At 56.7% G+C, this 20,143-nt stretch carries 20 protein-coding genes; 8 read left to right on the plus strand and 12 right to left on the minus strand.

Annotated elements, in window-relative coordinates:
• Nucleotide 1 precedes the first annotated feature (1 nt).
• Together ACX3P5_RS16885 and ACX3P5_RS16890 are read left to right on the plus strand one after the other, a co-directional pair.
• Nucleotides 2-220 carry a YheU family protein gene (locus ACX3P5_RS16885; RefSeq protein WP_094120254.1) on the plus strand — a complete coding sequence of 73 codons (219 nt, stop codon included), beginning with the start codon at nt 2-4 and terminating at the stop codon, nt 218-220.
• A gap of 61 nt (nt 221-281) precedes the next feature.
• Nucleotides 282-1,151, plus strand: coding sequence for a phosphoribulokinase (locus ACX3P5_RS16890; RefSeq protein WP_233986939.1), 870 nt, complete (start codon nt 282-284; stop codon nt 1,149-1,151).
• Nucleotides 1,152-1,178: 27 nt separating this feature from the next.
• Here the strand turns inward: ACX3P5_RS16890 and ACX3P5_RS16895 are convergent, their stop codons facing one another.
• Entirely contained in the window at nt 1,179-1,583 is a 405-nt protein-coding gene (locus tag ACX3P5_RS16895; protein ID WP_094120252.1) for an OsmC family protein, read from the minus strand.
• A gap of 303 nt (nt 1,584-1,886) precedes the next feature.
• Between ACX3P5_RS16895 and crp the strand changes: the two genes are divergently transcribed.
• Both crp and ACX3P5_RS16905 read left to right on the plus strand, forming a co-directional pair.
• Nucleotides 1,887-2,519, plus strand: coding sequence for a cAMP-activated global transcriptional regulator CRP (gene crp / locus ACX3P5_RS16900; protein WP_000242758.1), 633 nt, complete (start codon nt 1,887-1,889; stop codon nt 2,517-2,519).
• Nucleotides 2,520-2,576: 57 nt separating this feature from the next.
• Entirely contained in the window at nt 2,577-4,652 is a 2,076-nt protein-coding gene (locus tag ACX3P5_RS16905; protein ID WP_458969019.1) for a YccS/YhfK family putative transporter, read from the plus strand.
• Between the two features lies 1 nt (nt 4,653).
• Here ACX3P5_RS16905 and argD read toward each other — a convergent pair whose 3' ends face one another.
• From argD to ppiA, 5 genes are all read right to left on the minus strand, one after another.
• Entirely contained in the window at nt 4,654-5,874 is a 1,221-nt protein-coding gene (argD, locus tag ACX3P5_RS16910) for a bifunctional acetylornithine/succinyldiaminopimelate transaminase (protein WP_233986937.1), read from the minus strand.
• 81 nt (nt 5,875-5,955) lie between these two features.
• The gene (locus tag ACX3P5_RS16915) at nt 5,956-6,531 is read right to left on the minus strand and encodes an aminodeoxychorismate synthase component II (RefSeq protein ID WP_336756724.1); all 576 of its coding nucleotides are present in this window, start codon (nt 6,529-6,531) and stop codon (nt 5,956-5,958) included.
• Nucleotides 6,532-6,572: 41 nt separating this feature from the next.
• The gene (locus ACX3P5_RS16920) at nt 6,573-7,166 is read right to left on the minus strand and encodes a putative adenosine monophosphate-protein transferase Fic (protein ID WP_458969020.1); all 594 of its coding nucleotides are present in this window, start codon (nt 7,164-7,166) and stop codon (nt 6,573-6,575) included.
• Complete coding sequence (locus ACX3P5_RS16925; protein WP_233986934.1) at nt 7,156-7,326, minus strand: YhfG family protein; 171 nt, start codon at nt 7,324-7,326, stop codon at nt 7,156-7,158. Before ACX3P5_RS16925 ends, ACX3P5_RS16920 begins: the two co-directional genes overlap by 11 nt.
• A 97-nt stretch (nt 7,327-7,423) precedes the next feature.
• Nucleotides 7,424-7,996 carry a peptidylprolyl isomerase A gene (ppiA, locus tag ACX3P5_RS16930; RefSeq protein WP_094120247.1) on the minus strand — a complete coding sequence of 191 codons (573 nt, stop codon included), beginning with the start codon at nt 7,994-7,996 and terminating at the stop codon, nt 7,424-7,426.
• A gap of 260 nt (nt 7,997-8,256) precedes the next feature.
• On the opposite strand from ppiA, the gene tsgA reads away from it, so the two are divergent.
• Nucleotides 8,257-9,435, plus strand: coding sequence for an MFS transporter TsgA (gene tsgA / locus ACX3P5_RS16935; protein WP_031376798.1), 1,179 nt, complete (start codon nt 8,257-8,259; stop codon nt 9,433-9,435).
• 37 nt (nt 9,436-9,472) lie between these two features.
• On the opposite strand, the gene ACX3P5_RS16940 is transcribed toward tsgA, so the two are convergent.
• Entirely contained in the window at nt 9,473-10,750 is a 1,278-nt protein-coding gene (locus ACX3P5_RS16940) for a cytosine deaminase (RefSeq protein ID WP_233986933.1), read from the minus strand.
• 221 nt (nt 10,751-10,971) lie between these two features.
• On the opposite strand from ACX3P5_RS16940, the gene nirB reads away from it, so the two are divergent.
• From nirB to cysG, 3 genes are read left to right on the plus strand one after another with little or no spacing between them, the layout of a single operon-like run.
• Complete coding sequence (gene nirB, locus ACX3P5_RS16945) at nt 10,972-13,509, plus strand: nitrite reductase large subunit NirB (protein WP_458969021.1); 2,538 nt, start codon at nt 10,972-10,974, stop codon at nt 13,507-13,509.
• Complete coding sequence (gene nirD / locus ACX3P5_RS16950; RefSeq protein ID WP_233986931.1) at nt 13,509-13,835, plus strand: nitrite reductase small subunit NirD; 327 nt, start codon at nt 13,509-13,511, stop codon at nt 13,833-13,835. Before nirB ends, nirD begins: the two co-directional genes overlap by 1 nt.
• 45 nt (nt 13,836-13,880) lie before the next feature.
• Entirely contained in the window at nt 13,881-15,245 is a 1,365-nt protein-coding gene (cysG, locus tag ACX3P5_RS16955; RefSeq protein ID WP_336756729.1) for a siroheme synthase CysG, read from the plus strand.
• Between the two features lie 470 nt (nt 15,246-15,715).
• Here the strand turns inward: cysG and trpS are convergent, their stop codons facing one another.
• From trpS to ACX3P5_RS16980, 5 genes are all read right to left on the minus strand, one after another.
• Nucleotides 15,716-16,717, minus strand: a complete 1,002-nt coding sequence (gene trpS, locus ACX3P5_RS16960) for a tryptophan--tRNA ligase (protein WP_094120242.1) — start codon at nt 16,715-16,717, stop codon at nt 15,716-15,718.
• A 16-nt stretch (nt 16,718-16,733) separates the two neighbouring features.
• A complete protein-coding gene (locus ACX3P5_RS16965; protein ID WP_233986929.1) occupies nt 16,734-17,411 on the minus strand; it encodes a phosphoglycolate phosphatase in 678 nt (225 codons plus the stop codon).
• A complete protein-coding gene (gene rpe, locus ACX3P5_RS16970) occupies nt 17,395-18,078 on the minus strand; it encodes a ribulose-phosphate 3-epimerase (protein WP_458969022.1) in 684 nt (227 codons plus the stop codon). Before rpe ends, ACX3P5_RS16965 begins: the two co-directional genes overlap by 17 nt.
• Nucleotides 18,079-18,145: 67 nt before the next feature.
• Complete coding sequence (dam, locus tag ACX3P5_RS16975; RefSeq protein WP_458969023.1) at nt 18,146-18,961, minus strand: adenine-specific DNA-methyltransferase; 816 nt, start codon at nt 18,959-18,961, stop codon at nt 18,146-18,148.
• Between the two features lie 95 nt (nt 18,962-19,056).
• Nucleotides 19,057-20,100, minus strand: coding sequence for an SPOR domain-containing protein (locus tag ACX3P5_RS16980; protein WP_336756732.1), 1,044 nt, complete (start codon nt 20,098-20,100; stop codon nt 19,057-19,059).
• Nucleotides 20,101-20,143: the final 43 nt, after the last annotated feature.

A 20,143-nucleotide genomic window follows, 5' to 3' on the forward strand; every position in this document is an offset into this window, starting at 1 on the left:
TGTGATTATTCCCTGGCAACAGGTCTCACCTGAGACCCTCGAAAATCTGATTGAAACCTTCGTGCTGCGTGAAGGCACCGACTACGGCGAGCAGGAGCGCAGCCTGAACGAAAAAGTGGCTGACGTCCGCCGCCAGCTGGAAACCGGTGAAGTGGTGCTGGTGTGGTCGGAGCTGCATGAATCGGTCAATATTATGCCGCGCAAAGAATTTCGCGGCTGATGCGCCGATCGGCAATTCATGGTAACAATGCCCATGGCCCGACCTCACAGGGAGCTTTTTTATGTCTGCACGCCATCCGATAATTGCCGTCACCGGTTCCAGCGGCGCGGGAACCACCACCACCAGCCTCGCGTTCCGTAAAATCTTTCAGCAGCTCGATCTGCACGCTGCCGAACTGGAAGGCGACAGTTTTCATCGCTTCACCCGGCCGGAAATGGATATGGCGATCCGCAAAGCGCGCGATCTGGGCCGTCATGTCAGTTACTTCGGTCCGGAAGCCAATGACTTTGGCCTGCTGGAGCAGAGCTTTAAACAGTATGGGCTCAACGGTGAGGGCCAGTCGCGTAAATACCTGCATACCTATGACGAAGCCGTTCCGTGGAATCAGGTACCCGGTACCTTTACGCCGTGGCAGCCGCTGCCGCAAAACACCGATATTCTGTTTTACGAAGGACTGCACGGCGGCGTGGTGACCGCCCAGCATAACGTGGCTGAGCATGTCGATTTACTGGTCGGCGTGGTACCAATTGTCAACCTGGAGTGGATTCAGAAGCTGGTGCGTGACACCAGCGAACGCGGCCATTCGCGGGAAGCGGTGATGGACTCGGTGGTGCGCTCGATGGAAGATTACATCAACTTCATTACGCCGCAGTTCTCGCGCACTCACCTTAACTTCCAGCGCGTGCCGACGGTGGATACCTCGAACCCGTTTGCCGCCCGTGCTATTCCGTCACTGGATGAGAGTTTCGTGGTGATCCACTTCCAGGCGCTGGACGATATCGACTTCCCTTACCTGCTGGCGATGCTGCAGGGATCGTTTATCTCGCACATTAATACGCTGGTGGTGCCGGGCGGAAAGATGGGGCTGGCGATGGAGTTGATCATGGGACCACTGGTGAAGCGACTGGTGGAAGGCAAGCGAATAGAATAAGAGGCCGCAGAGCGGCCCCCGCAGAGATCAGCGTTCGATCACTTCATAGCTGTGGGTAATGGTGACGCCTTTGCCCAGCATGATGGCAACCGAGCAATATTTTTCTGCAGAAAGATCCACCGCGCGTGAGACCGCTTTATCCTGGAGCGCTTTGCCGCTAACGATAAAGTGCAGGTTGATGTGCGTAAAGATTCGCGGCGCCTCTTCACGACGTTCTGAGGTCAGTTTCACTTCACAATCAGCCACATCGTTGCGGCCTTTTTGCAGAATTGAAACCACGTCGATGGCGCTACATCCGCCCGCCGCCATCAGCACCATCTCCATTGGGCTGGGCGCTTTATCACCCGAATTGCCATCCATTAATACCTGATGGCCGGACGACGACTCACCGAGGAATGTCAGCCCTTCTACCCATTTCACTCTTGCCTGCATGATTTTCGCTCCAGAATATGCGGTTTTGCCGTCAGAGTACGCTTTCGCCTGGTAAACAGCAATCCAGAGAAATCCGCTGTTAGCTGAAGCGAGACAACAGAAGACAGTCGGCAAAAGCTGTGCTACAAACAGTGCTGAAAATATTTTTCGTCACCCGATGGCGAAGCCGGGAAGAATGATGCGCACTGCGCCGAATGCAGCCCGAATAATTTCCTGTAAGGGAAACGCTTGAAGCTTTCATCGCCTGACAGGGAAAACTGCCCCCTGTATTTTGGGCACGATTACAACAGAGGATAATAGCGAATGGTTCTCGGCAAACCGCAAACAGACCCTACACTCGAATGGTTCCTGTCCCATTGCCATATTCACAAGTATCCATCCAAAAGTACGCTGATTCACCAAGGTGAAAAAGCAGAAACGCTTTACTACATCGTGAAAGGTTCCGTCGCGGTTCTGATTAAAGATGAAGAAGGCAAAGAGATGATTCTTTCTTACCTGAATCAGGGCGATTTTATTGGCGAGCTTGGCCTGTTCGAAGAAGGTCAGGAGCGCAGCGCCTGGGTACGTGCGAAAACCGCGTGCGAAGTGGCGGAGATTTCCTACAAGAAATTCCGTCAGCTGATCCAGGTTAACCCCGATATCCTGATGCGACTCTCGTCGCAGATGGCGCGTCGCCTGCAGGTTACGTCTGAAAAAGTGGGTAACCTCGCTTTCCTCGACGTCACCGGACGCATTGCTCAGACTCTGCTTAACCTGGCGAAGCAGCCAGATGCCATGACGCATCCCGACGGCATGCAAATTAAAATTACTCGTCAGGAAATTGGCCAAATCGTTGGTTGCTCACGTGAAACCGTGGGCCGTATTTTGAAGATGCTGGAAGATCAGAACCTGATCTCCGCACACGGCAAAACCATCGTCGTTTACGGCACCCGCTAATTCCTGTCACCCACGGCGTGATGGCAACATCGCGCCGTTATTGTTTGTGTTGGGCCGATGTGGCGTCGAATTATTTACCATCCTGAAGTCAATTACGCCTTGCGGCAAACGCTGGTGCTCTGTCTGCCAGTGGCGCTGGGCTGGCTGGCTGGCGACCTGCAAAAAGGTCTGCTGTTCTCGTTAGTCCCCGCCTGTTGCAATATCGCCGGTCTGGATACCCCGCATAAACGTTTCTTCAAACGCCTGATTGTTGGCGGCAGCCTGTTTGCGCTCGGCAGTTTTCTGATTCAGTGGCTGACGCTGCACGCGATTCCTTTGCCGCTGATTCTGTTCGCGATGCCGCTGCTGCTGGGCGTCACCGGTGAAATTAGCCCGTTGCACGGCCGTCTGTTGCCGGGCTCGCTGATCGCCGCCATCTTCACGCTGAGTCTGATTGGCCGTATGCCGATCTACGTACCGCCGCTGCTCTATATCGCCGGCACGCTGTGGTACGGGCTGTTTAACTGGTTCTGGTTCTGGCTGTGGAAAGAGCAGCCGATGCGCGAAAGCCTGAGCCTGATCTACCGTGAACTGGCCAACTATTGCGACGCCAAATATACCCTGCTGACCCAGCTGACCGATCCGGAAAAGGCCCTGCCACCGCTGCTGGCGCGTCAGCAAAAAGTGGTCGATCTGATCACCACCTGTTACCAGCAGATGCACATGCTGTCCGCCAGTCGGGATCACAGCCATAAGCGGCTGACCCGTGCTTTTCAGGTGGCGCTGGATCTGCAGGAACATATCTCGGTCAGCCTGCATCAGCCGGAAGAGGTGCAGAAACTGGTGGAGCAGAGCCATGCGGAAGCGGTGATCCGCTGGAATGCTCAGACCATCTCGGCCCGCTTACGGGTGCTGGCGGATAACATTCTCTATCACCAGTTACCCGATCGGTTTGGCATGGAGAAGCAGCTCGGCGCGCTGGAAAAAATTGCCCGCCAGCATCCTGATAATCCGGTGGGAAATTTCTGTCTTTATCACTTTAACCGCATCGCGCGGGTGCTGCGTACGCAAAAGCCGCTCTATCAGCGTGACCTGATGGCCGATCGCCAGCGCCGTCTGCCGCTGCTGCCGGCGCTGCGCAGTTATCTTTCCTGGCGTTCGTCTGCACTGCGCACCGCCGGTCGTTTTGCCGTGATGCTGATGCTGGGCAGTGCGCTGGCGCTGTTTTTCAATATTCCGAAGCCCTACTGGATTCTGATGACCATTATGTTCGTCAGCCAGAACGGCTACAGCGCCACCCGGGTTCGTATTCAGCACCGGGCGCTGGGCACTTTTGTCGGACTGGTGATTGCCGCCGCCACCTTACGTCTCGCAGTACCGGAGTCGCTGGTGCTGATGATCATGCTGGTGATCACTTTTATCAGCTACCGCTTTACCCGCCAGTTTTACGGCTGGTCGATGATTGGCTTCACGGTGACGGCGGTCTACTCGCTGCAACTGCTGTCGCTGAATGGCGCGCAGTTCCTGCTGCCGCGCCTGATGGATACCCTGATGGGCTGCCTGATCGCCTTCGGCGGGATGCTGTGGCTCTGGCCGCAGTGGCAGAGCGGCTTGCTGCGACAGAACGCCCATGACGCGCTGGAAACTTACCAGGATGCGCTGCGGCTGCTGCTGGGCGCGGAACAGTCGCCGGAGAAGCTCGCTTATCAGCGGGTGCGGGTTAATCAGGCGCACAATGCGCTGTTTAACTCCCTGAACCAGGCGATGCAGGAACCGGCTTTTAACGCCCAGTATCTCAAGGATATGCGGCTGTGGGTCACCCATAGCCAGTTCATTGTTGAGCACATCAATGCGATGACGATACTGGCGCGGGAACATACCATGCTGACCGCCACGCTGGCGGAGCGCTATCTGCAGTCGTGCGAAATTGCGCTGCAACGTTGCCAGCAGCGGCTGGAATATGATGGTGCCAGTTCGCAGGTCAATCTGCTGGATGAGCTGGAAAATATTAATGAAGGGCCGGTGACGGTGCTGGAGCAGCATGTGCGCCGCATTCTGGATCATCTGAGCGTGATGCACACCATTTCATCGCTGGCGTGGAGCCAGCGACCACAGCATGGCCGCTGGCTGATCAGACGGTTACGCAAAAACTAAATCAGCCGGCGATCACCTTACCGACGGCGGTCGCAAAGCGACGCATACCCTCTTCGATATCGGCGGGCTCGATGATCAGTGAAGGCGCGAAACGCATCACGTCGGTGCCAGCCACCAGCACCATCACGCCTTCCGCGGCGGCGGCATTCAGAATGTCACGCGCCTTGCCGGCGTGTTGCGGCTTCAGCGCCGCGCCAATCAGCAGGCCTTTACCACGAATGTCGCTGAACAGATCGTATTTTGCATCTATCGCCTGCAGCGCGCTGACAAACTGCTGACGCCGGAGATCAACGCCTTCCAGCACCTCAGGGGTATTGATAATATCCAGCGCCGTTTCCGCAATGGCGCAGGCCAGCGGATTGCCGCCATAGGTCGTGCCGTGCACGCCGGGTGCCATAGTCGAGGCGATCTCGTTAGTGGTCAGCATGGCGCTGACCGGAAAACCGCCGCCCAGCGCTTTGGCAGAGGTCAGAATATCGGGCTGCACACCGTAATGCTCATAGGCAAACAGCTTGCCGCTGCGTCCCATGCCGCTCTGCACTTCATCCAGCACCAGCAGCGCCTGATGCTGATCGCACAGGTCACGCAGCCCCTGCATAAATTCCTGCGTGGCGGGCACGACGCCGCCCTCGCCCTGAATCGGCTCAACCACGATAGCGCAGGTGTGATCGTCGATAACCGCTTTCACCGCATCCAGGTCATTAAAGGGAACATGGACGATATCGGCCGGTTTAGGACCGAATCCATCAGAATATTTTGGCTGCCCGCCGACCGTCACGGTAAACAGCGTCCGGCCATGAAAGGCGTTGTGGAAGGCGATGATCTTGCTCTTGAACGGGCTGTGACGTTTGCAGGCGTAATAGCGCGCCAGTTTAAACGCCGCTTCATTCGCTTCGGCACCGGAGTTGGCGAAAAACACCCGATCGGCAAAGGTGGCGCTGATGAGCTTACTGGCGAGGCGCAGCGCCGGTTCGTTGGTGAAGACGTTGCTGGTATGCCACAGGGTTTCGCCCTGGCTTTTCAGCGTCTCTACCAGCGCAGGGTGGCAATGGCCGAGCGCAGTCACCGCGATGCCGCCAGAAAAGTCGATATACTCTTTGCCCTGCTGATCCCAGACTCGGCTGCCCTTGCCTTTCACCGGCACGAACTGCGCTGGTGCATAAACAGGCAAAATAACGTTATCGAACGTTTCCCGTGTGACCGCAATTTTTTCAGCTGCCATGAGTGACTCCCTTTGAGTGATTGTTGTGCTGCTGTGAAATAATAATCACAAAATATGCATAAAAAATCACTCAAAGGCAAACTATTGCGTCAGGAAATTGTGCAGCAGCTGGTGTCCCTGCTCGCTGAGAATGCTTTCAGGATGGAATTGCACCCCTTCCAGCGCCAGGGTTTTATGGCGGATTCCCATGATCTCGTCGGGCTGGCCGTCACGCAGGCTCCAGGCGGTGACTTCAAAGGCGTCGGGTAGCGTATCGCGTTTGACGATTAATGAGTGATAGCGGGTGACGGTGAGTGGGTTGTTGAGCTGGCGGAACACGCCGCTGTTGCTGTGCTGGATCAGCGAGGTTTTACCGTGCATCACCTGGCGGGCGCGCACCACTTCGCCGCCCCAGGCCTGAGCCATCGCCTGATGTCCGAGACAGACACCCAGCACCGGCAGCCGCCCGGCGAAATGGCGAATCGCCGCCAGTGAAATACCGGCTTCGTTGGGCGTGCAGGGTCCAGGTGAAATCACCAGATGGGTCAGCGGCAGCGCATCCATCTGTTGCAGGGTGATGGCATCGTTGCGCACCACCCGCACCTGCGCGCCCAGCTCACAGAAATATTGATAGAGATTCCAGGTAAACGAGTCGTAGTTGTCGATCAGCAGCAGCATGACGAATCCAGGGTGGTTATCAGCGCCGCTATTCTACGCGGTTACGCCGGCTCGCTCACCACTTTCGCAAAAACCTGCTCCAGCGGCTGCAGGTCACCCGCGACACCGGCCTGATTCGCCGCCAGCCAGCTTTCGGCATCAATCGCTTCCCACGCCAGCAGATAACCCGCATGCAGCGCCAGCTGCTCGAAAAAGATGCGTTGCGCCCGGCCATTGCCTTCACGGAAAGGATGCAGCACGTTGATTTCGCAATAGTAATGCGCAATGCGCTGCACAAACGCATCGCGTGGCAGATCCGCCAGCCCGTTCTCATCTACCAGCGCCGCCATCAGGGCGTTGCCCTCTTTTTCGATATATTCGAAGTGACAGAAGGGTGTCTCATCGCGCCAGATATCAATGGTGCGCAGCTCACCGGCCCAGCTGTAAACATCCTGGAACAGCGTACGGTGGATCAGCCGCAGCCAGGGAAAGCCAGCATTACGCGGACCTAACTCCAGCGTCGCCAGCCGGGCAGCGCTGAAACTCAGCTCGGCTTTACGCAGCTGGGCGGCGTCATGAATATCGAGCAAATTCTTCAGTACGTTGTCGTTGTGCCACAGGTAGGGATCCTGGCTGACCGCGATATTAGAGACCATATTGCCTCCTCAGCGACGCCAGGCGTGCCGCCGCCTCATCGCCTTTTAGCGCGGGTTCATTGTGGCTGAAGCCTTCCAGCCGACAACTGGCCTGATAGCTGGCGCTACGCCGCTGCTGCCACAGTGTGGCCTTTTGTTTTTCGGTGAGTTTGTTGGCCATGCCGCCTCCTGCTCCGGTTTTGCCCTAAGTATAAGAGCAAATTCTGGCTTTGCCGGATGCGGGAAGGTGTCGCCATCCGCAGATGGCGACCGGACCGTTAAGGCAGAACTTTAGCGGAGAGGATAACTACCGGTTTAGACGGGACATTCTGGTAAGGACCCACATCTTTGGTCGGTACCTGAGAAATTTTGTCAGCCACATCCTGACCTTTCACAATCTTACCAAAGACCGCATAGCCAAAATCACGCTGACCGTGATCGAGGAAGGCGTTATCGGCCACGTTGAGAAAGAACTGGCTGGTGGCGCTGTCTTTATCGGCAGTGCGTGCCATAGAGATAGTGCCACGCAGGTTGCGCAGGCCGTTATCCGCCTCATTTTTGATTGGCGCATTGGTCTGCTTCTGCTGCATGTCGGTGGTAAAGCCGCCGCCCTGCACCATAAAGCCCGGGATCACGCGATGAAAAATGGTGTTGTTGTAGAAACCATTGTTGACGTAATCAACGAAGTTTTTCACCGAAACCGGCGCTTTCTGGTTATTCAGTTCGAGTTCGATGTTGCCGGCAGAGGTGGTGAGCAGGACGTGGGTATCGCCTTTTGCGGCCAGAGCCGAGGCGGAAACAGATGAGAGCGCTAACAGGGTAATTGCCGCTGTTAAAGTACGTTTAAACATGAAAGATTCCTTACCTTGGAGAGCTAGCTCAAAAACGTGATTGATTGTAAAGAGCATGTAATGCAAGCACCAGCGTTTTACCTATATTTACGCTGCGGCTAAAAAAGCGCCAGCGCGCTTCAAACCCTCTCTTTTGCGTGATTAAAATCACACAACACATGAAATGTAGATCTCCAGTTTCACTGGTTGTTTATTAAGATCACAGTTCCGTTTACACTTTCTGACACTTTTTGCCACCGGTTTCCCAACAGGTTCAGAACATGACAAACCGTAATCGTATCGGCCTTACCTGGATAAGCTTTTTCTCGTATGCGCTTACCGGCGCGCTGGTGATCGTTACCGGCATGGTAATGGGCGATATCGCGAAAGATTTCCAGATCCCCATCTCCAGCATGAGTAATACCTTCACCTTCCTTAACAGCGGGATTCTGGCCGCCGTTTTCCTTAATGCCTGGCTGATGGTGATTGTGCCACTCAAGCGCCAGCTGATTTTCGGTTTCGTCCTGATGGTACTGGCGATCATTGGCTTAATGACCAGCCGCGATCTCAGCATCTTCTCGCTCTGCATGTTCGTGCTGGGCGTGGTCAGCGGCATTACCATGTCGATCGGAACCTTCCTGATTACCCACATGTACGAAGGTCGTCAGCGCGGCTCACGTCTGCTGTTTACCGACTCCTTCTTCAGCATGGCGGGCACGCTGTTTCCGGTGCTGGCGGGTATTCTGCTGGCGCGTCAGCTGCCATGGTACTGGGTTTACGTCTGCATTGGCTTCATCTATGTGGCGATTTTCATCATGACGCTGTTTGTTGAGTTTCCGGTGCTGCGCAAGCCGGAAAACAGCCCGACCGTCGAAAAGGAAAAATGGGGCGTTGGTGTGCTGCTGCTGGCGGTTGCCGCGCTGTGCTACATCCTGGGTCAGCTTGGCTTTATCTCCTGGGTACCGGAATACGCTACCAAAGTCATGGGCATGAACATTGATAACGCCGGACAGCTGGTCGGCAGCTTCTGGACCGCCTATATGGTCGGGATGTGGGCGTTCAGCTTCCTGCTGCGTTTCTTCGACCTGCAACGTATCCTGATGGTGCTGGCGGGTCTGGCAACGCTGCTGATGTACTGGTTCGTCAGCAGTCAGGATGCCGGTATGCTGAAGTGGATCATTATGGTGCTGGGCTTCAGCTCCAGCGCCATTTACACCACCATCATTACGCTCGGCTCGCTGCAGACCAAAGTGGCGTCGCCAAAACTGGTGAACTTTATTCTGACCTGCGGCACCGTCGGCACCATGCTGACCTTTGTGGTTACCGCGCCGATCGTTGAGAAGAGCGGCGTCCATACTGCGCTGGTCACCGCTAACGGTCTCTATGCCGTGGTGTTTGTGATGTGCGTCCTGCTGGGACTGGTCACGAAACATCGCTCACACGGTCACGTCACTCATTAATCTCTCCGGGCGGCGAAATTTTGCCGCCCTCTTCTTATTAGCGCCGGAAGTTGACGCGCTCCTGCTCCCGCCAGTAAATCTCACTCTCTGCCGGTCTGGTCGCCGCAATCACTTCGCCACGCCGCAGCGAATAGCGCACCGGAACCTGCCGTCTTACCGCATCAAAACCGCTCTCTGCAGGCAGAATGATCAGGCTGGCCTCGTGGCCGCTCTCAATGCCGTAGCCGGACAGATGCAGGGTTCTGGCACTGTTGTGGGTAATCAGATCCAGGCCCGCATCAATCTGTTCGTAACCCATTAACTGGCAGACGTGCAACCCCATATGCAGCACCTGTAGCATGTTCGCGGTGCCAAGCGGATACCAGGGATCGAACACGTCGTCATGGCCGAAGCAGACGTTAATCTCCGCCTCCAGCATCTCTTTCACCCGCGTAATACCGCGCCGCTTAGGATAGTGATCGAACCGGCCCTGCAGGTGAATATTGACCAGCGGATTGGCGACGAAATTAATGCCTGACAGTTTTAACAGACGGAACAGCCGTGAGGTGTAGGCACCGTTATAAGAGTGCATGGCGGTGGTGTGGCTGGCGGTGACCCGCGCGCCGTTGCCGTCACGATGCGCCAGCGCCGCCACGGTTTCAACAAAGCGTGACTGCTCATCGTCAATCTCATCGCAGTGGACATCAATCAGCTTGTCGTAGCGATTGGCCAGCGCGAACGTTTTGTGCAGCGACTCAACGCCATATTCGCGGGTGAACTCGTAATGCGGAATGGCCCCGACCCCATCTGCGCCGAGCCGCAGCGCCTCTTCCAGCAACGCTTCACCATTGGGATAAGAGAGAATCCCCTCTTGCGGAAAGGCGATAATCTGAAGGGTTATCCAGGGTGCCATCTCCGCTTTGAGCTCCAGCATCGCTTTTAACGCAGTCAGCGTCGGGTCGGAAACATCGACATGGGTGCGGACAAACTGAATGCCATTGGCGATCTGCCATTTCAGGGTCTGTAACGCCCGCTGCTTCACGTCCTGATGGCTAAGCATCGCCTTGCGCTCAGCCCAGCGTTCAATGCCCTCAAACAGCGTGCCGGACTGATTCCAGGCTGGCTCACCGGCGGTCTGGGTAGTATCGAGGTGAATATGCGGCTCGATGAACGGCGCGCAGGCCAGGCCGCCTTCCCCGTCCAGCGAGGCTTCTGCGGGAGTAGGTTGCTGCGGCTGGGCGGAGAGACGGGCAATCTTGCCGTCCACCACCTCGATTTGCCACAATCCCTCACGACAGGGTAAACGCACGTTATTGATCCACTTAGGTGAAATCATTGCCCGCTCCTTTTCCGGTTAAACGTCTGACGTTAAAGCTAGCACGATTCATCCCGCCAGCATCAGCGCCGATTGTTCCGCTGCCGGACCCATTCAATAAACTCAATTCAAATCAGCTACATACCTCTAAATAGGTATATAGCAGGGCGGTTGATGTATATCAATAAGCGTCCGTAATGGCGCGCTATTGTAGCCGCAGATATCACAAGTTTGAGGCAAAAATGAGCAAGCACAATGTCGTCATTATCGGTAACGGCATGGTCGGTCACCGCTTCATAGAGGAACTGATTGAGAAAGCCGGACCCGACCAGTTTTCGCTAACCGTCTTTTGTGATGAGCCGCGCGTCGCCTACGATCGTGTCCACCTTTCCGCCTATTTCTCCCATCACACAGCCGAAGAGCTCTCCCTGGTTCGCGAAGGGTATTACGAGCGGCATCAGGTCAATCTGCTGCTGGGTGAACGCGCCATTACCATTAATCGCGATGAGAAGCTGATTCACTCCAATACTGGCCGCGCGGTGCACTACGACACGCTGGTGTTCGCTACCGGATCTTATCCGTGGATCCCGCCGATCAAGGGCGCAGAAGGCAGCGACTGCTTCGTCTACCGCACCATTGAAGATCTGAATGCTATCGAAGCCTGTTCGCGTCGCAGCAAACGCGGCGCGGTGATTGGCGGCGGACTGCTGGGACTGGAAGCGGCAGGCGCGCTGAAGAATCTCGGCATCGAAACCCATGTGATTGAGTTCGCGCCGGTACTGATGGCAGAGCAGCTCGATCAGCAAGGCGGTGAGCAGCTTCGCCGTAAAATTGAGCAGATGGGCGTGCGCGTCCATACCGGTAAAAATACCCAGCAGATCCACCATCATGAACAGGGCGGAAAAACCTTACAGTTTGCCGATGGCAGCGAGCTGGAGGTCGATTTTATCGTCTTCTCGACCGGTATCCGGCCGCAGGACAAGCTGGCGAAGCAGTGTGGATTAGCGCTGGGGCCGCGCGGCGGCATCGCCATTAATGACCAGTGCCAGACCAGCGATAACGCCATCTATGCGATCGGTGAATGCGCCGCCTGGCAGAATCGGGTCTATGGACTGGTGGCGCCAGGCTACAAAATGGCGCAGGTGGCCAGCGATACCCTGCTGGGCCGTGACAACGCCTTCACCGGTGCCGACATGAGCGCCAAACTGAAATTGCTGGGTGTTGATGTCGGCGGCATCGGTGATGCACGCGGCACCACGCCGGGCGCGCGCAGTGTGGTATGGCTGGATGAGAGCAAATCGATCTATAAACGCTTAATTCTCAGTGAAGACCAGCAAACCTTACTCGGCGCGGTGCTGGTGGGCGACACCAGCGACTATGGCAATTTGCTGCAGCTGGTACTGAATGCCATCCCGCTGCCCGCTAATCCGGAAGCGCTGATTTTACCGGCCGGCAGCGGTGAAAAACCGGCCATCGGGGTCGATTCTCTGCCCGACAGCGCGCAGATTTGCTCCTGTTTTGACGTCAGCAAAGGCGACATCATCAGCGCGGTTCAGGGCGGCTGTCATACCGTGGCGGCACTGAAAAGCGCGACCCGCGCCGGGACCGGCTGCGGCGGCTGTATCCCGCTGATCACCCAGGTACTTAACAGTGAACTCAGCCGCCAGGGAATTGAGGTTAATAACCATCTTTGCGAGCACTTCGCCTGGTCGCGTCAGGAGCTGTATCACCTGATTCAGGTTGAAGAGATCAAAACCTTTGACGAGCTGCTGGCGAAATATGGTCAGGGCTACGGCTGCGAAGTGTGTAAACCGACGATTGGTTCCCTGCTGGCGTCGTGCTGGAATGAGTATGTGCTCAAACCGCAGCACGCTCCGTTGCAGGACAGTAACGATCTCTACCTCGGCAATATCCAGAAAGATGGCACCTATTCGGTGATTCCCCGTTCGCCGGGCGGAGAGATCACTCCACAGGGATTGAAAGTAATTGGCGAGATTGCCGAGCGCTATCAGCTCTACACCAAAATTACCGGTTCACAGCGCATTGGCATGTTTGGCGCGCGCAAAGAGGATCTGCCTGCTATCTGGTCGCAGCTGATTGCTGCGGGCTTTGAGACCGGCCAGGCCTACGCAAAAGCGTTACGCATGGCGAAAACCTGTGTCGGCAGTGCCTGGTGTCGCTACGGGGTTGGCGACAGTCTGGGCTTTGGCGTGATGCTGGAGAACCGCTATAAAGGCATCCGCACCCCGCATAAAATGAAGTTTGGTGTCTCCGGCTGTACCCGTGAATGTTCGGAAGCCCAGGGTAAAGATGTCGGCATCATCGCCACCGAGAAAGGCTGGAACCTCTACGTCTGCGGCAACGGCGGCATGAAACCGCGCCACGGTGATTTGCTGGCGGCCGATCTCGATCAGCAAACCCTGATCGCCTATCTCGATCGCTTCATGATGTTCTATATCCGCACTGCCGATCGCCTGCAGCGGACGTCGCTGTGGCTGGAAAGTCTCGAAGGCGGCATCGACTACCTGCGTAAGGTGATAGTTGACGATAAGCTCGGCCTGAACAGCCAGCTGGAGCAGGAGCTGAACCGGCTGCGCGCCAGCGTCAGCTGTGAATGGAAAACCACGCTGGAAGAGAGCAGCAGCCTGGCGCGTTTTGCCCATTTTATCAATTCCCCGCAGCGCGATCCGGCGATACAAGTGGTGGCCGAACGCGATCAGCATCGCCCGGCACGCCCGGAAGAACGCATCGCCGTGACCCTGATTGAGGAGGCCGACTAATGAGCCAGTGGAATGCGGTGTGTCAGCTGACACAAATCCTGCCCGCTACCGGCGTCTGCGCGCTGGTGAAAGGCGAACAGATTGCCATCTTTCGTCCGCGCAACGACGAACAACTCTATGCCATCAGTAATATCGACCCGTTTGCCGATGCCAGCGTGCTGTCACGCGGCATCATCGCCGAACATCAGGCGGAACTCTGGGTCGCCAGCCCGCTGAAAAAGCAGCATTTCCGGCTGCGTGATGGCTACTGCATGGAGGATGAAACGCGCTCGGTGGCCAGCTGGCCGGTGCGGGTGAATGCCGGCCAGGTTGAAGTTTTCCTCTGATCTCCGTCTGCCGTCCGCCGCTGGCGGACTTTTAGAGGACCGCGTATGGACTATTTTCCGCTGTTTTGCCGCCTGCAGGGCAAACGTTGCCTGCTGGTTGGTGCCGGCGAAGTGGCTGAGCGCAAAGCCCGCCTGCTGCTGGAGGCCGGTGCCGACCTTTTTGTCGGTGCCCGCGATTTCTCGCCTGTCTTCCAGCAATGGGCGCAACAGCAAGCCATCACCCTGTTACCGGGCGAGTTCGATCCACTCTGGCTGACCGATTGCTGGCTGGTAGTGGCCGCCACCAACGACGATGCGGTCAATCAACAGGTGGCCGACGTGGCTGAGCGTCAGCGGATTTTCTGCAATCTGGTCGATGCTCCGCAACAGGCCAGCGCGATTATGCCGTCCATCATTGACCGTTCACCGCTGATGGTGGCGGTCTCTTCCGGCGGGCGCGCCCCGGTGCTGGCTCGCTTACTGCGGGAAAAGCTGGAAGCGATGCTGCCGCAACATCTGGGTCAGCTGGCGCAGCGGGCCGGCAGTTTACGTGTGCGAGTGAAGCAGCAGTTCGCGTCAATTGCCGCGCGTCGCCACTTCTGGGAACGTTTTTTTAACAGTGAACGGCTGGCACAAACCCTGGCCAACGGTGACGACGAACGCGCGCAGCAGCTCACTGACGCGCTGTTTGCAGCCGATTTGCCCAGCCAGGGCGAAGTCACGCTGGTGGGTGCCGGTCCGGGCGATGCTGGCTTGCTGACGCTGAAAGGACTGCAGCAGATTCAGCAGGCGGATATCGTGGTCTATGACCGGCTGGTCTCTGACGAAGTGCTTAACCTGGTGCGGCGCGATGCCGAGCGTATTTTTGTCGGCAAGCGCGCCGGTCATCACTGCGTCCCGCAGGAGGCGATTAATCAGCTGCTGCTGGAGCAGGCGCAACGCGGTAAACGGGTCGTGCGGCTGAAAGGCGGCGATCCCTTTATTTTTGGTCGCGGTGGCGAAGAGCTGGAGTTGCTGGCGCAGCACCAGATTCCGTTCAGCGTAGTGCCCGGCATCACGGCGGCCTCGGGCTGTGCCGCCTACAGCGGTATTCCCCTGACCCATCGCGATCATGCTCAGAGCGTCAGGCTGGTCACCGGTCATGTGCAGAAAGAGGGCTCGCTCTGCTGGCAGACGCTGGCGGCGGAGCAACAAACGCTGGTGTTTTACATGGGTCTGGCACAGGCCGCAGAAATTCAGCATCAGCTGTTGCAGCACGGTATGCGAGGCGATATGCCGGTGGCGCTGGTGGAAAATGGCACCAGCACCCGTCAGCGAGTGATCACCGGCACGCTGGTAGAACTGGCGTCGCTGGCGCAGCAGGTCAGCAGTCCAGGCCTGATGATCATTGGCAGCGTGGTGAGCCTGCGTGACAGGCTGCGCTGGTTTTAACGCGGATATGGCCGGTAAATAACCACGGCCATAGAAGATAATGCTCGTCAGTTAAGGTTAAATTTGCAAAGGCTGTCACGGTCAAACGTGGCAGCTTTTTTTCTGGGCAGGCGTGCCGAAGTGCGGGCCTGAGCGCCTCTGTTCTCCTGCCCTTTTAAACTGCACGCACTGAAGTTTCAGCGCAGGCTGGGGCCGATCAGGGGCAGGCAATCCGCAGCGCTGAACATTAGCCAGGAGAGCCCGCAGGACGCGGGCGAAAGACGGGATGGCACAGGATGTGACATCCCCGGCGGTCCGTCAGGCAGGGGAATGAAGTGAAGGTACCGCGGGACCGCCAGCCCCTGAGCGGCACCAGACTGCGTTATCACCTGCCACTTAACTGACGCGCATTACATCCATAGAACGTGGTTTTGATTGGGCAATAAAAAACGGCGGGCAACAGGCCCGCCGTTTTTCTCTCCGCGATGCCGTTACGGCATAGCAACAAAACCCACGGCTTCGTAGACTTTCTTCAGCGTTTCCTGCGCCTGCGCACGGGCTTTCGCCGCGCCATCACGCATCACCTGCTCCAGCAACGCATCGTCGTTGCGGAAGCGATGATAGCGTTCCTGCAGCTCAGTCAGCATACCGGATACCGCATCCGCTACTGCGCCCTTCAGGTGACCATACATCTTGCCTTCGAACTCCTGCTCCAGCTCGACGATGGTTTTACCGGTCACGCCCGACAGGATATCCAGCAGGTTAGAGACGCCCGCTTTCTCTTTCACGTCATAGCGCACCACTGGCGGCTCTTCGGAGTCGGTTACCGCGCGTTTAATCTTCTTCACGACAGATTTCGGATCTTCCAGCAGACCGATGACGTTGTTACGGTTGTCATCTGACTTAGACATCTTCTTCGTCGGTTCCAGCAGCGACATCACGCGCGCACCTGACTTCGGAATAAACGGCTCTGGCACTTTAAAAATGTCGCCATACAGCGCATTAAAGCGATGGGCGATATCGCGGCTCAGCTCCAGATGCTGTTTCTGATCTTCGCCAACCGGTACCTGATGGGTCTGATAGAGCAGAATATCGGCCGCCATCAGCACCGGATAGTCGAACAGACCGGCATTGATGTTCTCTTCGTAACGCGCTGACTTATCCTTGAACTGCGTCATACGGCTGAGTTCACCGAAATAGGCGTAGCAGTTAAGGATCCAGCTCAGCTGCGTGTGCTCTGGCACGTGCGACTGGACAAAGATGGTGCTTTTTTCGGGATCGATACCGCAGGCCAGATAGAGCGCCAGCGTATCCAGCGTTGCCTTACGCAGCGCAACGGGATCCTGACGAACGGTAATGGCGTGCAGATCGACGATGCAATAAATGCAGTGAAAATCATCCTGCATCTGCACCCACTGACGCAGCGCACCCATATAGTTGCCAATGGTCAGTTCGCCGGACGGCTGTGCGCCGCTGAAAACAATGGGTTTCATACTTAATTCCTGATAATTACAACCCGAGAGCGGGCAGAAGTTGATCAAAAGAGTCGAGTGTTAAATCGGGCTGGCTACGGGCAATCGGTTCACCGTAGTTATAGCCAAAGGTCATGCCAATATTTGGCACGCCCGCCGCCTGAGCCGCCTGGATATCGTTGCGCGAATCGCCAACAAATAACAGCTGGCCAGGCAGCACACCAAAGGTGCCCAGCACCATAAAGATCGCCGCCGGATGCGGTTTCTTCACCGGCACATCGTCACCGCCGATGATCAGAGAAAAAGCATCCGCAATGCCAAGCGACTGAAGCAGTGGCGCGACAAACGGCGTGGGCTTATTGGTGACAATCGCCAGCGGCAGACCGGCGGCCTGCAGCGCAGTCAGCGTCTGCTTCACCTGCGGGAACAGCGTGCTGCCCGCATCCACCGTGTCGGCATAGTGTTTGTCGAACAGCGCTCGCGCATCATGCTGCTCGTCCGGCTGCGGCTCACGGCCCAGCGCGTAAGTCAGGGCGCGCGCCATCATGATATCAGCCCCGTTGCCAATCCAGGTCGAGACGCGCTCAAGGCCGGCCACCGGCAGGCTGAGATCTTTCAGCGTCCGATCGATCGCTTCAGCAAGGCCTGGCGCGCTATCCACCAGCGTGCCATCGAGATCAAACGCCAGCGCCCGGATATCAGTGAAAGGAGCCATTGGCTTTCTCCAGTTCGTTGCGCATCTCGTCGATCACTTTTTTGTAATCCGGGTGACCAAAGATGGCTGAACCAGCGACAAACATGTCGGCGCCTGCTGCCGCGATCTGACCGATGTTATCAATCTTCACGCCGCCATCCACTTCGAGACGAATATTGTAACCGCTCTGGTCGATACGCTTGCGCGCTTCACGCAGCTTATCCAGCGTGCCGGGAATAAACGACTGGCCACCAAAGCCCGGATTCACCGACATCAGCAAAATGATATCCAGCTTATCCATCACGTAATCGAGGTAACTCAGCGGAGTCGCCGGATTGAACACCAGGCCGGCTTTACAGCCATGCTCTTTAATCAGCTGCAGCGTGCGATCGACGTGTTCACTGGCTTCAGGATGAAAAGTAATGTAGGTCGCGCCGGCGCGGGCGAAATCGGGGATCAACGCATCGACCGGCTTAACCATCAGATGCACATCGATGGGTGCGGTGATGCCATAGTCGCGCAACGCTTTCAGAACCATCGGTCCCATAGTCAGGTTGGGCACATAGTGGTTATCCATCACGTCGAAGTGAACCACGTCGCCTCCGGCCTCCAGCGCTTTCGCGGTATCTTCGCCCAGGCGAGCAAAATCCGCCGAAAGGATTGAAGGGGCCAGCAAATATTGTTTCATCCGATTCTCCCACTGTTGTGCGCCAGCCCTGCGGCTGGCGTAATGCGTTGGTCGCGGACGAAACAGACTAGCTATAGAGCGCCAGCAGTTCGTCGACCTTAGTGCGACCGGCTATGCTTCGGCTAATGGAACGCCGGGCTTTGACCACATGTAACACTGCATCCTGATACCACAAACGCGTCAGTGCAGTGTCGTGGTTAGAAATCAGTACCGGAATCCGGTGTTCTGACGAGGCCAGCTGTGCCGCTAACGTCGCCAGATGCTGCTGCTCGCGCAGGCTAAAACTGTTGGTGTGATAAGCCGTGAAGTTCGCTGTCGCCGACAGCGGCGCATAGGGCGGATCACAATATACCACGGAGCCTTTACCGGCATTGGTCAGGGTAACATCGTACGATTCACAGACAAACGTCGCTTTTTGCGCGCGCTCGGCAAACCATAACAGTTCTGCTTCAGGAAAGTAGGGTTTGCGATAGCGGCCAAACGGCACGTTAAATTCGCCGCGCAGGTTATAGCGGCATAAGCCGTTGTAACAGTGACGGTTGAGATAGAGGAAAAGCAGCGCACGCTGATAGGCATCGGTGCTGGTATTAAATTCGGTACGACGCAGGTAATAGCAGACTTCGTTGTTCCCTTCCGGGGTAAACAGAAACTGCGCGTCACGAATAAAATCCGCCGTGCGCGTTTTAACGATGTTATAGAGATTGATCAGATCGCTGTTGATATCGGCAAGATGGTAGCGATCGAAGTCGGTGTTCAGAAACACCGATCCCGCCCCAACAAACGGCTCGATCAAACAGTCGCCTTGTGGCAGGTAGCGATGGATCTCTTCTACTAAGGGAAATTTTCCCCCTGCCCATTTCAGGAAAGCGCGATTTTTTTTCATGCTGTCGTGGTTATTACATCTTATTGTGAGGCTGTGGCTGGACCGACAGCAGATCTGCGCTTAAAACGGGGCCAGTAACCCTGGCCCCACATCAATTACTGACTGGCTTCTTTCTTAACCTGGCTAACCGGTTTAACCCACGGATTCTGTGCACGCACTTCCGCAGGCAGCGATGCCACAGCGCGTTTGGCCTCTGCCGGTGTTGCGTATGATCCACTCACCAGAACGTACCACGACTGACCGTTACGGGTGGTTTTGTAGACGTGATACGCACTCAGATTCTGTTTTTTCGCCCAGGCATTCAGGCTTTCCGCTTTAGAGGCACCGCTCAGCTGCAGCGTATAACTGCCGCCTGGCAGTGATTTGCTGGCTGAACTGCTGCTGGCAGCGTTACTGCTGGTCGCCGTGTTGCTGGCAGGCGTACGCGCCGGCGTTGTATGCGTTCTGCTGTCACTGGTCGCTGGCTTAGAGGCCGTTTTGTGCGCCGGTTCATGTGCAGGACGCGTCTGACTTGTGGATCTGTTTGGCGTCTGACGGCTGGCCGGTGCGCTGACCGGATTCGCTGCCGTGCCCGCATTACCACTGACGGTCGCAGGCGCAGTCGGCAGTGAACTGCCATTTTGCGCGCCGGTCGCGGCACTGTCGATCTGCTGCTGCTGATTACTCAGCGCGCTATTGAGATCGCCCGGTAAGGTGACACGTTGCTGGTTCGCGGGTGTTTCAATCGGCGCGGCCTGGGTAGGCGTAGAGGCCACCGGCGGCATGGACACATCGCGCGGCGGGTTGCTGGTCGCGTCACCCTGGGTTGCCGCAGCGTTCTCTGTTGCCGCTGGCGTGGTCTGTCCGCCGGACATGGAGGAGGAGCCGGTCAGATCGATGTTTTTCTCGCTGTTGGTTCCGCCGCCAGTGGCAGGTGTGTTAGCGCCGTTACTGCCAGTTGCCGGTTTCTTATCGTCCGGGCCATTCAGCGCCGAACCAATACCCAGCACCAGTAACAGCAGCACCAGAATCCCGACGCCCATCATGATGCGCTGGCGCGAAACCGGTATTTTAGCTGCGGTAGACGGCTTACGTGGGCGCGAGGGACGACGGTCACTGGCGTCAGGTTTTAACTCGTCTTCCGGTTTGAACTCATCCATTTTGCCTCCTCCGTAAAGCGGCATCCCGCACTGCGCACCCTGC

Source organism: Pantoea sp. S-LA4, from assembly GCF_054482835.1.